At 69.5% G+C, this 14,136-nt stretch carries 8 protein-coding genes and 1 pseudogene; 6 read left to right on the plus strand and 3 right to left on the minus strand.

Going from position 1 to position 14,136, the window contains the following annotated elements; all coding sequences use genetic code 11:
• From fdh to C7C45_RS32480, 4 genes and pseudogenes are all read left to right on the plus strand, one after another.
• Positions 1-2,936 (plus strand): annotated as a pseudogene (fdh, locus tag C7C45_RS32465) (formate dehydrogenase); the annotation flags it as partial.
• Positions 2,937-2,966: 30 nt separating this feature from the next.
• Positions 2,967-4,010 carry a 4Fe-4S dicluster domain-containing protein gene (locus tag C7C45_RS32470; protein WP_110568677.1) on the plus strand — a complete coding sequence of 348 codons (1,044 nt, stop codon included), beginning with the start codon at positions 2,967-2,969 and terminating at the stop codon, positions 4,008-4,010.
• Positions 4,007-5,077 (plus strand): NrfD/PsrC family molybdoenzyme membrane anchor subunit, encoded by a 1,071-nt coding sequence (nrfD, locus tag C7C45_RS32475; protein WP_110568679.1) that lies wholly within the window; start codon positions 4,007-4,009, stop codon positions 5,075-5,077. Before C7C45_RS32470 ends, nrfD begins: the two co-directional genes overlap by 4 nt.
• 50 nt (positions 5,078-5,127) lie before the next feature.
• On the plus strand, positions 5,128-6,414 hold the full coding sequence (locus tag C7C45_RS32480; protein WP_110568681.1) for an L-lactate MFS transporter: 1,287 nt from the start codon (positions 5,128-5,130) through the stop codon (positions 6,412-6,414).
• A gap of 66 nt (positions 6,415-6,480) precedes the next feature.
• On the opposite strand, the gene C7C45_RS32485 is transcribed toward C7C45_RS32480, so the two are convergent.
• Positions 6,481-6,984, minus strand: a complete 504-nt coding sequence (locus C7C45_RS32485; protein ID WP_110568684.1) for a VOC family protein — start codon at positions 6,982-6,984, stop codon at positions 6,481-6,483.
• 93 nt (positions 6,985-7,077) lie between these two features.
• On the minus strand, positions 7,078-7,653 hold the full coding sequence (locus C7C45_RS32490) for a winged helix-turn-helix domain-containing protein (protein ID WP_244200688.1): 576 nt from the start codon (positions 7,651-7,653) through the stop codon (positions 7,078-7,080).
• 324 nt (positions 7,654-7,977) lie between these two features.
• Between C7C45_RS32490 and C7C45_RS32495 the strand changes: the two genes are divergently transcribed.
• The gene (locus C7C45_RS32495; protein ID WP_244200689.1) at positions 7,978-12,312 is read left to right on the plus strand and encodes a S8 family serine peptidase; all 4,335 of its coding nucleotides are present in this window, start codon (positions 7,978-7,980) and stop codon (positions 12,310-12,312) included.
• A 71-nt stretch (positions 12,313-12,383) separates the two neighbouring features.
• On the opposite strand, the gene C7C45_RS32500 is transcribed toward C7C45_RS32495, so the two are convergent.
• Positions 12,384-12,890: a winged helix-turn-helix domain-containing protein gene (locus C7C45_RS32500; protein WP_110568689.1), complete on the minus strand. Its 507-nt coding sequence runs from the start codon at positions 12,888-12,890 to the stop codon at positions 12,384-12,386.
• A 250-nt stretch (positions 12,891-13,140) separates the two neighbouring features.
• Between C7C45_RS32500 and C7C45_RS32505 the strand changes: the two genes are divergently transcribed.
• A complete protein-coding gene (locus C7C45_RS32505) occupies positions 13,141-14,124 on the plus strand; it encodes a phosphatase PAP2 family protein (protein ID WP_167454911.1) in 984 nt (327 codons plus the stop codon).
• Positions 14,125-14,136 lie beyond the last annotated feature (12 nt).

The raw sequence follows: 14,136 nt of genomic DNA on the forward strand, positions 1-14,136 counted from the left end.
TCCGCTACCGCCGGCCGTACAGCACCGAGTGGGAGGACCTCGACCTCGACACGGCCATGCACATGATCGCCGATCGGGTCCTGGCCGCCCGGGACGAGACCTGGGAAGACGCCGACGACGAGGGCCGGCCGCTCAACCGGACGCTGGGTTTCTCCAGCCTGGGCGGGGCGACGCTGGACAACGAGGAGAACTACCTCATCAAGAAGTTGTTCACCGCGATGGGGGCGCTCCAGATCGAGAACCAGGCCCGTATTTGACACTCCGCCACCGTCCCCGGTCTGGGGACCAGCTTCGGTCGTGGCGGCGCCACCCAGTTCCAACAGGACCTGTCGAACTCGGACGTGATCGTCATCCAGGGTTCCAACATGGCCGAAGCACACCCGGTGGGCTTCCAGTGGGTCATGGAGGCCAAGCGTCGCGGCGCGAAGGTCTTCCACGTCGACCCGCGGTTCACCCGGACCAGCGCCCTCGCGGACTCGTACCTGCCGATCCGGGCGGGCACCGACATCGCGCTGCTCGGCGGAGTGATCCGCTACATCCTCGACAACGAGTTGGACTTCCGGGAGTACGTGATCTCCTACACCAACGCGGCGACGATCGTGACCGACGAGTACGTCGACACCGAGGATCTGCACGGACTCTTCTCCGGCTTCAGCGAGGAGAGCGCAACCTATGACCAGGCGAGCTGGCGCTACCAGGGCCACCGGCAGAACCAGACGACCCGCGACAGCGAGACCCAGCGGGAGACCGCGGCCGGGCTGGAGAACGAGTCGCACGGCGCCCCGGTCGGCGGCGAGACCGAACGGGACGAGACGTTGCAGCACCCGCGCTGCGTCTACCAGATCCTCAAGCGGCACTTCTCCCGCTACACGCCCGAGATGGTGGAACGGGTCTGCGGGATCCCGCAGGAGAAGTTCCTCGAGTTGGCGCAGGCCTGGACGGAGAACTCCGGCCGGGAACGCACCGGCATGCTCGTCTACTCGGTGGGCTGGACGCAGCACAGCGTCGGTGTGCAGTACATCCGCACCGGGGCGATCATCCAGTTGTTGCTGGGCAACATGGGCCGCCCGGGCGGCGGGGTCATGGCGCTGCGCGGGCACGCCAGCATCCAGGGGTCCACGGACATTCCGACGCTGTTCAACCTGCTGCCCGGCTACCTGCCGATGCCGCACCACGCCGACCACCCGAGCTTCGACGACTGGGTGGACAGCATCCGGCACCCCGGGCAGAAGGGCTTCTGGGGCAACGCCCGCACCTACGGCGTCAACCTGCTCAAGGCGTACTGGGGCGACGCCGCCACCGCCGAGAACGACTACTGCTACGGCTACATGCCTCGAATGACCGGTGATCACGGCACCTACCAGCAGGTGCTCGACATGATCGACGGGAAGATCAAGGGGTACTTCCTGCTGGGCCAGAACCCGGCGGTCGGGTCGGCGCACGGTCGGGCGCAACGGCTCGGCATGGCCAACCTCGACTGGCTGGTCGTCCGGGACCTGTTCGAGATCGAGAGCGCCACGTTCTGGAAGAACGCGCCGGAGATCGAGACCGGCGAGATCGTGACGCGGGAGTGTCGTACCGAGGTGTTCTTCCTGCCCGCCGCCTCGCACGTGGAGAAGGAGGGCACGTTCACCCAGACGCAGCGTCTGTTGCAGTGGCGGGAGAAGGCCGTCGAGCCGCCGGGCGACGCCCGCTCCGAGCTGTGGTTCTTCTACCACCTCGGGCGCATCGTCCGGGAACGGTTGGCGGCGTCGACGAAACCCCGCGACCGGGCGCTGCTCGACCTGACCTGGGGCTACCCCACGCACGGTCCGCACGCGGAGCCGAGCGCCGAGTCGGTGCTGCTGGAGATCAACGGGTACGACGTGGCGACCGGCCGCCCACTGTCCTCGTTCACCGAGATGAAGGACGACGGCTCCACCGTCGGCGGCTGCTGGATCTACACCGGGGTATACGCGGACGGCGTGAACCAGGCCGCCCGTCGCAAACCCGGCGCGGAGCAGTCCCTGACGGCTCTGGAGTGGGGCTGGGCCTGGCCGGCGAACCGGCGCATCCTCTACAACCGTGCCTCCGCCGACCCGGATGGCAACCCGTGGAGTGAGCGTAAGAAGTACGTCTGGTGGGATGCCGAGAAGGCCGAGTGGACCGGCTACGACGTGCCGGACTTCGAGAAGAAGAAGGCACCGTCCTACCGGCCCGCTCGCCACGCCTCGGGCGTGGAGGGCATCGCCGGCGACGACCCGTTCATCCAGCAGGGCGACGGCAAGGGCTGGCTGTACGCGCCCACCGGTGTGCTCGACGGGCCGCTGCCCACCCACTACGAGCCGGTCGAGTCACCGGTGCGCAACCCGCTCTACCGGCAGCAGGCCAACCCGACCCGCAAGGTCTACATCCACCCGATCAACACGCTCAACCCGAGCCCACCGCAGCAGCACAGCGAGGTCTTCCCGTACGTGTTCACGGTCAGCCGGCTCACCGAGCACCACACCGCCGGTGGGATGAGCCGTACCGTCTCGCCCCTCGCCGAGCTGCAACCGGAGATGTTCGTCGAGGTGTCGCCGGAGTTGGCGGTCGAACGCGGCCTCGACCACCTGGGCTGGGCGCACCTGGTCACCGCCCGGGCGGCCATCGAGGCGAAGGTGTTGGTGACCGACCGGCTCACTCCGCTGCGGGTCGACGACCGGATCATCCACCAGGTCTGGTTGCCCTACCACTTCGGGTTCGAGGGCCTGGTGACCGGCGATGCGGCCAACGACCTGTTCGGGATCACCCTCGACCCGAACGTGCTGATCCAGGAGAGCAAGGTCGGCACCTGCGACATCCGACCCGGCCGACGCCCGAGAGGACCGGAGCTGTTGGAACTCGTTGTCGACTACCGGCGCAGGTCGGGAGACCTGAGCCACCGCTACCCACCGCAGGTCACGACTGACGTCGCCGACAGCAGCAGCGACCGGGAGGCCTGACCAATGCCCCATGCCAACGCCCTCTACGGGCCGCTCGACCCGGCGCCCGACGCCGGTTACGAGGACGCCCCGCCGCGGATGGGGTTCTTCACCGACACCAGCGTCTGCATCGGCTGCAAAGCCTGCGAGGTCGCCTGCAAGGAGTGGAACGGCGTCCCGCAGAGCGGGCTCGACCTGCTGGGCATGTCGTACGACAACACCGGGGCGTTGACCGCGAACTCGTGGCGACACGTCGCCTTCGTGGAACAGCCGCGCAGGGCCGGTCGGGCGACCCCGGCGTTCGAGCAGGAACCGGCCGGGCCGGCGATCAGCCCGGAGACCGCGGCGCTCGGCGCGCTGACCAGCGCCGACACCGGGACGGACCCGGGTCTTCCGACCGGCTCACCGGGCGCGGCGGCCCGGATGTCGGGTGGGCCGGAGTTTCTGGGGATGCCGGGCGCGCAGCCGCCGGGGCGGGGGAGCGGCGCGGAGGATCGCACGGACTTCCGCTGGCTGATGATGTCGGACGTGTGCAAGCACTGCACGCATGCGGCCTGCCTGGACGTGTGTCCGACGGGTTCGTTGTTCCGGACGGAGTTCGGGACGGTGGTGGTGCAGGAGGACATCTGCAACGGGTGCGGTTACTGCATCTCCGCCTGCCCGTACGGGGTGATCGACCAACGCAAGGACGATGGCCGGGCGTGGAAGTGCACCCTCTGCTACGACCGGTTGGGTGCGGGGCAGACGCCGGCGTGTGCGCAGGCGTGCCCCACCGAGTCGATTCAGTACGGGCCCCTAGAGGAGTTGCGGGAGCGGGCGGCGGCGCGGGTGGCGACGTTGCACGAGCGGGGTGTTCCCGAGGCGCGCCTGTACGGTCACGACCCGAACGACGGGGTCGGCGGCGACGGCGCGTTCTTCCTGCTGCTGGACGAGCCCGAGGTGTACGGGCTGCCACCCGACCCGGTCGTGACCACCCGCGACCTGACGGCCATGTGGAAACGCGCCGGCCTCGCCGCGCTGGCCATGACCGCAGCCACGGTGTTCGCGTTCCTGGGCAGGCGGCCATGACCGACATGCCACCGAACGAGCCGGTCGGTGCCCGGTTCCGCGACTTCCAGGCCCGCATCGATCAGCCCGACGGGCAGCGCCGCCGAGGCCGGGGTCACGACGGCGAGCAACTCGCCGTGCCGGCGGCCGACTTCACCTCCTACTACGGCCGTCCCGTCCTGAAGCCGCCGGTGTGGAAGCACGACATCGCCGGTTACCTGTTCACCGGGGGCCTGGCCGCCGGAGGCGCGCTGATCGGCGCGGGCGCGCAACTGACCGGGCGGCCCGGCCTGCGGCAGGTGGGGCGCTGGACGGCCCTCGGCGGTGTCACCGCCAGCGCGTACCTGCTGGTGCACGACCTCGGGCGGCCGGGCCGGTTCCACCACATGCTCCGGATCGCCAAGCTGACCTCGCCGATGTCGGTCGGCACCTGGATCCTCACCGTCTTCGGGCCACTCGCCGGTGTCGCCGCGGTCGCCGAGATCGCGCCGCGACTCCCGCAGCACGGGGTGCTCGGCCTCGCCCGCCGACTGGCGCCGCCGGTCGGTGACGTCGCCGCTCTGGCCGCCGCGGCCACCGCCCCGGCGCTGGCCACCTACACCGGGGTGCTGCTCGCCGACACCGCCGTACCGTCGTGGCACGACGCGTACCCCGCACTGCCGTTCGTCTTCGCCGGCAGCGCCCTCGCCGCCGCGTCCGGGGTCGGACTGATCGCGGCGCCCGCGGCGGAGACCGCGCCGCTGCGGCGACTCGCTCTCGCCGCCACGGCCATCGAGATGGTCAGCGGCCGACGGCTGGAGCGGATGGGCCTGACCGGTGAGCCCTACGAGCATGGGCGCGCTGGCCGACTGGTCCGGGCGGGCCGTGTGCTGCTTGGCGTGGGCGCCGTTGCCGCGCTGTTCAGCCGACGGAACCGGCTCCTGTCGGCGTTCTCCGGCGCTGCTCTCGTCGCGTCGTCCGTCGCCACCCGGTTCGGGGTCTTCGAGGCGGGCGTGGCGTCGGCGCGCGATCCGAAGTACACGGTTGTGCCGCAACGGGAGCGGCGTGACCGCAGGGAGGGCCGGTCGCCGGCGGAGAAGGGGACGTAGCTCGACCAGCAGGCGCCAGCCAATGAGCCAGCAGACGGGGGACTCAGCTCATGGCACACACCGCAACTGTTCCGGGAAGATCCGCGCCGACGCGGGGCCGCTGGGGCCTCGTCGTCGCCGCCGTGCTCGTGCAACTCGCGCTCGGCGCGGTGTACGCGTGGAGCGTGTTCAACAAGCCGTTGCAGGATGAGTTCGGCTGGGCCAAGTGGGAGGCGGTGCTGCCGTTCGAGGTGGCCATCGGCACGATCTTCATCGGCAGCCTGATCGGCGGCCGGATCCAGGACCGGCGTGGACCACGACCGGTCGCGCTCGGCGGTGGCGTGCTCTACGCGGTCGGCAACATGCTGGCCTCGCTCACGTCGTCGAAGGACGATCTCTGGCTGCTGGTGCTCACGTACGGCGTGCTCGGGGGCATCGGCCTGGGAGCCGCCTACATCACGCCGATCGCGATGCTCGCCAAGTGGTTCCCGGACCGGCGTGGCCTGATCACCGGGATCGCGGTCGCCGGCTTCGGCTTCGGCGCGGTGATCGTCGCGCCGGTGGCGAAGGGCCTGCTCAACGGCACCGACGACCCCACCAGCGTGTTCTTTCCGCTGGGCCTCGCGTACCTGATCGCGATCCTGCTCGGGGCGTCGTTCTTCCGTAACCCACCGGCGGGCTACCAGGTGCCCGGGTTCACCCCGAAGACCGCCGGTCGGGCCCTCGCCGGCACCCGGGTCTACACCCTGCGCGAGGCGTTGCGCACCCGGCAGTGGTACCTGCTCACCGCCATCCTCACGCTCAACGTCGCCTGCGGCATCGCGTTCATCTCCCAGGCGTCGGATGCCACCCAGGTCATCGCCGGGGCGAGCGCGGCGACAGCGGCGACCCTGGTCGGCATCCTCGGCCTGTTCAACGGCGCCGGACGGGTGGCCTGGGCGTGGTTGTCCGACCGCACCGGGCGGATGGCGGCGTTCATCGGGATGCTGCTGCTCCAGGCGATCTGCTTCTTCATCCTGCCGCACGCCGCGTCGTTCGCGCTCTTCGCAGTCCTCGCCGCGCTGATCTACCTCGCGTACGGCGGCGGCTTCGGCACGATGCCCGCCACCGCGGCCGACTACTTCGGCACCCCCAACGGCGGTGCCATCTACGGTGCGATGATCGTGGCCTGGAGCATCGGCGGCGTGGTCGGTCCGCTGGTCACGTCACTGCTCTACGAGGCGAGCGGCAACAGCTACACGCTGCCGTTCACGGTCATCGCGATCGTCGCCCTCGTCGCCCTGATCCTGCCGCCGATCACCAAGATGCCGTCCGAGCCGGGACGGCCCCAGTCGCAGGGCGGTGGCACCGGCCGCTGAACCGTCCGACCGAAGTGGCGTGGGGTGTGGCCGGGACCCGGCCGCACCCCACGCCGTCGACCGGACCTACTCGCGGGAGAACCCTCCCTTGGGCGCGATGATTTCGAGGTTCGTGCCGTCGGGGTCGTTGAAGTACGCGACCTCGGTGCCGACGGCGTCCGGCGGGTTCACCTCGCCGGCCGCGAAGGTGTACGGCTGTCCGAGGAACTCGAAGCCGGCCTCGCGCATCCGGTCGAAGACCGAGCGCACGTCGTCCACCTGGAAGCACAGGTGCATCGAGCCGGGCCGGTTGGCGGCCACCTGGGCGACGTCACCGACCGGCTCCTGGAACTGGATCAGGTCGATCCCGAGGTTGTCGAGGTTGAAGGTGGCGTAGCGCAGCTTCGTCGTCGGCAGGCCCTGCGACTGCGCGAACCCGGCGCCGTGCATGCTCTCGTCGCGGACGACCGGTTCCGTGCCGAGCAGGGCCTGATAGAACGCGACCGAGCGGTCGAGGTCACTCACCGCGATCCCGACGTGCGCGGCAGCCTTGAGGCCGATGGACACGGTCGAGGGGTTGGGGAATGCCATCCTGACTCTCCTTACCAGCGTTCTTCGTCGCCTTGTTCCCTTGCTGAACTTCACGTCCTACCCCGGGCGTGATCAGTTCATGCGACGAAGCTGTCAGGCTCGTTCGACCCGCGCCTGCTGGTGATCGGTCATCCGGAGCCCGACACCTCGAACGACGTCGATGGTGGCCCCGGTGCCGAGGTCGTGCAGCTTGCGGCGCAGCCGCTTCACCAACGACTGCACGTCCGCCTTGCGTTCGCGTCCCTCGTCACCCCAGACCGACCGGTGCAACTCCGCGTAGGTCCAGACGCGGACCGGTTCGGAAATCAGGCAGGTCAGCAGGTCGTGTTCCAGTCGGGTGAGGTCGATCTCGCGGCTTCCGCAGCGCGCGCTGGACCGGGCTGAGTCGATCACCAGGGTGGCGGCGGGCGGCGGCTCGGACGGGGTGGCGGCCACCTGCTGCGGTGCCGCGATCAGTCGGCGCAGCTCGTCGAGATCGGCGACCAGCAGCAGTGGTGCGATGCCGTCGAGGCGCTCGGCGAGCCGGATGCGCTCGGCCGGCGACGGGGTCACCGCGATCAGCAGCGGGAACGGCTCGTCGGCCGGAACACCACTGTCCACCGTTGCCTCGTCGTCCTCGGCCACTCCACCGCCCGGGATCGATGGGCATCCCTGCCCAGCTCTCGTCATGGTCCTGACAATGATTGGCAAGCGCGCCGCCAGCATGGCAACTCTTAGCGACAAGATGCTCACGGCAAGTTCTTGATCGTCCGTTCTTCTCGATCATAGTGTCCAGTCGGGCAACCGGCGTGACCCGCGCGGTGCATGGGGAGGCATGGAGGGTTCGATCGCTCGGTACGCCGAGTCGAATCTCCCGCACTCTCACCATGGCCCATCTACACCCCTGGGTCGTTCTGAGGGAGGCAGCACCACATGTTCAGACGTCCACAATGGCGGCGCGCAGCCAGATCACTGGTGAGCGCCGGGGCGGCGACGATCCTCGCCGCGACATGCTTGGCCACCATCAGCTCCGGCGCGCAGGCCGCGCCGGGTGGCGCAATGGGGGCGGGCACCCCGGTGGGGGACAAGATCCGACCGGAGCTCGCCAAGCAGCTCCAGGCCAAGAGTGAAGGGGACTTCTGGATCCGGTTCAAGGACCGGGCGGACCTGAGCAAGGCCAGCGCCATCAAGGACTGGTCGAAGCGCGGTACGGCGGTCGCGGACGCTCTGCGCAAGACCGCCGCGGCGAGCCAGGGCAAGATCAAGGCCGAGCTCGACGGCTCGGGCGCGAAGTACCAGACCTTCTGGGCCACCAACGCGATCAGGGTGAGCAGCGGTTCGCTGGCGATGGCGCAGAAGTTCGCCGGGCACGCCGAGGTCGAAGGCCTCTACGCCCCGGTTGCCTACAAGGTGCCCGAGACGACCAAGGGCACCGACGAGAAGACCGTGAACTCCCTCGAGTGGGGCATTGCCAACATCAACGCCGACGACGTCTGGTCGCAGTACGGCGTCAAGGGCGAGGGCATCACCATCGCGAACATCGACACCGGGGTCCAGTTCGACCACCCGGCGCTGGTGAACTCCTACCGCGGCAACAACGGCGACGGGACGTTCGACCACAACTACAACTGGTACAACGCCGCCGGCACCTGCGCGGACGCGCCCTGTGACAACAATGGCCACGGTACGCACACGATGGGCACCATGGCCGGCTCCGACGGCGCGAACCAGATCGGTGTCGCCCCGGGGGTCAAGTGGATCGCGGCGAACGGCTGCTGCCCCAGCGACGCGGCTCTGATCGAGTCGGGTCAGTGGATGCTCGAGCCGCTGGACCTCAACGGCCAGAACGCGGACGCGAGCAAGCGACCGAACATCATCAACAACTCGTGGGGCAGCCAGGACCCGTCCAACGAGCCCTTCATGGAGGACGTGACGCTGGCCTGGGCCGCGTCCGGAATCTTCGGGGCCTGGTCCAACGGCAACAGCGGGCCGGCATGCCAGACCAGTGGCTCGCCGGGCAGCCTCGCCAGCAACTACTCGACCGGCGCGTACGACATCAACAACAACGTCGCCGGCTTCTCCAGCCGGGGTGCCGGACAGAACGGCGAGATCAAGCCCAACATCTCCGCGCCGGGTGTGAACGTCCGGTCGAGCATTCCGGGCAACGCCTACGGCAGCATCAGCGGCACCTCGATGGCGGCACCGCACCTCGCGGGCGCGATCGCACTGCTGTACTCCGCGGCTCCGTCGCTGGTCGGTGACATCGACGCGACCCGTGCGCTGCTCAACGGCGCCGCGGTCGACAAGGCCGACGACCAGTGTGGTGGGACCGCGGCCGACAACAACGTCTACGGCGAAGGCCTGCTGGACGCCCTCGCACTGCTCAACGCCGCCCCGACCGGCGACATCGGCACCCTGGCCGGCACGGTCACCGACGCGTCCACCGGTGCCCCGATCGCCGGCGCGACCCTGACGCTCACCGGCCCGGCCGCGCGTGAGCTGACCACCGGTGCCGACGGCAAGTACTCGACCCAGCTCCCCACCGGTGACTACCAGGTCGCCGTTGCGGCGTTCGGTTACGGCAGCACCACGAAGGCGGCGACGGTCGCCAAGGCCGCGACCACGACGCTCAACGTCGCGTTGGCGCCGGTGCCGAGTGTCAACGTCACCGGAGCGGTCACCGATGGCTCCGGCCACGGGTGGCCGTTGTACGCGAAGGTGACCGTGACCGGCGTGTCCGGCGTCTACGACTACACCACGCCGACGAACGGCCGCTACAGCATCAAGCTGCCGGCCGGGCAGACCTACACCCTGAAGTACGAGTCGCAGTACCCCGGCTACCAGACCGTCACCAAGGAGGTCGTGGTCGGCTCGGGCAACGCCACCGCCAACGTCGCCGTGCCGGTGGACACCAACAACTGCACCACGGCGCCCGGCTACACGTCCGGCTCCGACGGTGAGTACGAGACCTTCGACGGCACGACCACGCCGGCCGGCTGGACCGTCGTGGACAACGCGGGCAGCGGTCAGGTCTGGAAGTTCACCGACGACGGCAACCGGGGCAACCTGACCGGTGCCAGCGGCAACTTCGCGATGATCGACAGCGACGACTACGGGGCGGGCAAGAGCCAGGACACCTCCCTGGTCAGCCCGGTGGTCAACCTGACCGGCGTCGCGACCCCGGTCATCCGGTTCAACCAGGACTTCAACCAGCTCAATGCCGACACCGCCGACGTCGATCTGAGCATCGACGGTGGTGCCACCTGGGCCAACGTGCTCCGCCAGGAGACGGACGTCCGGGGTCCGAAGGTGACCGAGATCCCGATCCCGCAGGCGGCCGGTCAGGCGCAGGTGCAGGTCCGGTTCCACTACTACGACGCCTCGTACGAGTGGTGGTGGGAGGTCGACAGCGTCCTGATCGGCAGCCAGGTCACCTGCGTGCCGGTCGACGGCGGTCTGGTCGTCGGCAACGTCCGCGACAAGAACGACAACAGCTACGTCAACGGTGCGACGGTCACCAGCAAGGACCGGCCCGCCGAGAAGGCCGTCACCGTGGCGACCCCCGACGACGCGGCGCTGGCCGACGGCTTCTACTGGCTCTACTCGACGCTGACCGGTACGCACCCGTTCACAGCGACCGCCGGCAACTACGTCAGCCAGACCAAGCAGGTCGACGTCGATGCCGACTGGGCGACCGCCGCGAACTTCCAGCTCGCGGCTGGTCAACTGTCGGTGACGCCGACGCAGCTGAGCGCGAACCTGCAGATGCCCAGCGGCAAGGCCAGCAAGACGTTCACGGTGACCAACACCGGCGGCGCGCCGGTCGAGGTCAAGTTCGGTGAGCGTGACAACGGGTTCGAAATCCTCCGGGCCGATGGTTCGAAGGTCACCAGGCAGCAGGTGCTCGGGGCCAGCGGCGCGCCGGAGCAGCGGCTCAACGTCCCGACGTCGTTCGCCGCCAAGGCATCCGGCAAGGCAGCCAAGGCCGCGACTGCCGCGGTCGGCCCGCAGGCGGCGCCGTGGACCAACATCGCCAACTACCCGTCCGCCATCATGGACAACCGGGTGGTGAACCTGGACGGCAAGGTGTACTCGATCGGTGGTGGCGACGGTTTCGCCTCCAGCACCAAGAACTACGCCTACGACCCGGCCGCGCAGAGCTGGACGGCGATCGCCGACCTGCCCGGCGCCCGTAACGCCGTGACGGCGGGCGTCGTGGATGGGAAGATCATCGTTTCCGGTGGCTGGGCCGACGCCGGCCCGGACTCGGCAACCTGGTCGTACGACCCGGGAGCCAACACCTGGACCGAGCTGGCCGACAACCCCGCACCGCGGGCTGCGGCCGGTCAGGCCGTCGTCGACGGAAAGCTGTACGCCATCGGTGGCTGCACCACGGCCGGTTGTACGCCGATGTCGAACAGCGTCGTTCGGTACGACCCGGCCAGTAACACCTGGGAGACGCTGGCCAACTACCCGAAGTCGGTGGCCTTCGCCTCCTGCGGCGGGATCGACGGCATGGTCTACTGCACCGGCGGCAACGACGGTGCCGCCGCGCAGAAGTCCAGCTACGCGTTCGATCCAGGTGCCAACACCTGGACCGCCATCGCCGACGCGCCGGTCGACAACTGGGCCAGCTCGTTCGCTGTCGCCAGCGGCAAGCTCCTCGTCGTCGGTGGTTCCCAGGGTGGGGCCATCAGCAACGCCGGCTTCGCCTTCGACCCGGCCACCGGTTCGTGGTCCAACCTGCCAAACTCCAACTCGGCGCGTTACCGCGGCGGGGCGGCGTGCGGCTTCTACAAGATCGGCGGCTCGTCCGGCAGCTTCAGCGCGGCTCCCGAGAGCGAGGTGCTCCCCGGCTTCGAGGGTTGCGCCGAGTCGGCGGCCGACGTCAGCTGGATGACCATCGACAAGTCGGCGGCCACCCTCGCACCAGGTGCGAAGGTCACGGTCACCGTCGGAATGACGGCGAACGTGGACCAGCCGGGCACCTACTCGGGCTCGGTTGGTATCTCGGAGAACACGCCGTACTCGGTGGCACCGGTCGCGGTGACCATGACCGCGAACCCCCCGAAGACCTGGGGCAAGCTCATGGGTACGGTCACCGGCACCAGTTGCCAGGGTGCGACCTCGCCGCTCACCGGCGCGATCGTCCAGGTTGACTCGTGGGCGTCGTCGTGGACCTTCGCCACCGACGCCGAGGGCGAGTACGCCTACTGGATGGACCGCCGCAACAACCCGCTCACGATGATCGTCGCCAAGGACGGGTGGAAGCCCCAGACCCGTCAGGCGAAGATCGCCACCGACACCCCCACGGTGGAGAATTTCGGGTTGGCGCCGATCCGGTGCTGACGCCTGAGCGGTAGCGAAAAAGTCCGGCCCGCCTGGTCCCAGACCAGGCGGGCCGGATCGTGTCCGGTGGGTCAGACCGGGGCGAGCCGGAAGCCCACCCCGCGTACCGAGTGGATCGTCGCCGCGGCGTTCAGCCTGGCCAGCTTGCCGCGCACCCGGCGGATCACCGAGTGCATGTCGGAGCCGCGGCCGAGGTGCCGGTTGCCCCAGACCTCAAGGTGCAGACGTTCGTAGGTCCAGACCTGCCCGGGCGCGTGCACCAGGCAGAGTAGGACGTCGTGTTCCAACCGGGTCAGGTCGATCTCCTGGTCGCGCCACCGCAGCACCCGACGGTCGGAGTCGACCGCCAGGTCGGGTGGCGGCGGCTGCGCGATCGGCGTGGCCTCGGCGACCATGGCCCTGGTCGGGGGAGTGGTGGCAGGAGGCGCCTCGACCACCCCGAGGAACACTCGTGCCTGGTCGACGTTCGAGACGATCAGGAAGGCGTCGCTCCCGCCGAGCAGTCGGGCCAGATGTCGGCGTTCGGCTGGCGACGACGCGATGCCGATGACCACGCTGGCGACTGGAATACCCTGCATTTTCCGACCCCTTCCGGTTCCCCACGTCTCTCCGGATGGATTTCTCGCACCGTCGATGAGAAACATCGATCGGGGTCCTGACCCTAGTGGCGGTTGATCTCGGCTGGGTAAAACATGGTTGCATGGGAGCACATGAATTTATTCATGCCGCGGATCATCCGACCGGTGTCCGGTTTTCCGAAAGCAGTTGTGACAGAACCAAGACAATCCGAGCACGGTGTACGGACCTGTCGGGGCGAGCATGGTCACCATGTCCATCGGATCGTCGTACCCGGTCGGGCGGTCGACGCCCGGCCCGCAGCCGGCGCGACCGCTGCCACACCCCCGCGCGGTGGCGCCGCTGGGCCTTCGGCTGCTCGCGGCGTCGCTGTGCTGTCTGCTCGCCCTGACGCTGACCGCCGTGGTCTTCGTGCGGACCTACCCCGGTCAGTGGCTCGACGGCGCGCTCCTGCCGCGCGCCGAGCGGGGCGGAGGGTACGAGCAGCAGACCGTCCTGGTGGGTCCGGCCAAGACCGTGCTGGCCGGCTTCGGCAGCCCGACGCTCCTCGCCGCCCTGCTTGGCGCGGTGCTGCTGGTGGGTGTGCTCCGCCGACGGCTGGTGGCGGGTGTCGTCGGCGTCGGCATGGTCCTCTGCGCGGTGGTGGTGGCCGGCGCGGCGAAGTCGGCGCTGCCCCGCCCGGATCTCCAGATCGAGAGTTCGACCACCCACAACAGTTTCCCCAGCGGCCACGTCGCGGCGGCGACGGCGCTGCTGCTGGCGTTCATGCTCGTCCTGCCCGGGTGGGCCCGGCGTTGGCTGGCGGTGCCGGGCGCGGCGGGTGTCACGGTGATCGCCGCGGCCACGATGATCGCGGGCTGGCACCGGTTCAGTGACGCGCTCGGCGGCGTACTGCTGGGGGTGGCGTTGTTCTGCCTTGCCGCGGCCGCGCTGGCGGGCTGGCGGGGCGACCGGGACGCCGACGGCGGGCCGGACGGCGGCAGCCTGTGGCGCGGGCTGGCCGAGGCGGCGGTCGGCCTGGTGGTGCTGGTCTGGGCACTCGTGGTGGTCGTGCCCGGTCTGGCCGCGTCGGTGCAGCGCGGGGCGCTCGTCGCCATCGTGGCGGCGGGCGCGATGACGATGTTCCTGGTGGGCTCGGTGGTGTTCCTGGTGCGTTCGGCCGATTTCGCGGTCGCGCCCTCCGGGCGAGGCACCAGGCACTGGCCGCCGTCGGCCGAGCCCCAAAAGATCTCATGATGGGATACTTGA

Source organism: Micromonospora arborensis (assembly GCF_003205615.1).
Classification (GTDB): Bacteria; Actinomycetota; Actinomycetes; order Mycobacteriales; family Micromonosporaceae; genus Micromonospora; species Micromonospora arborensis.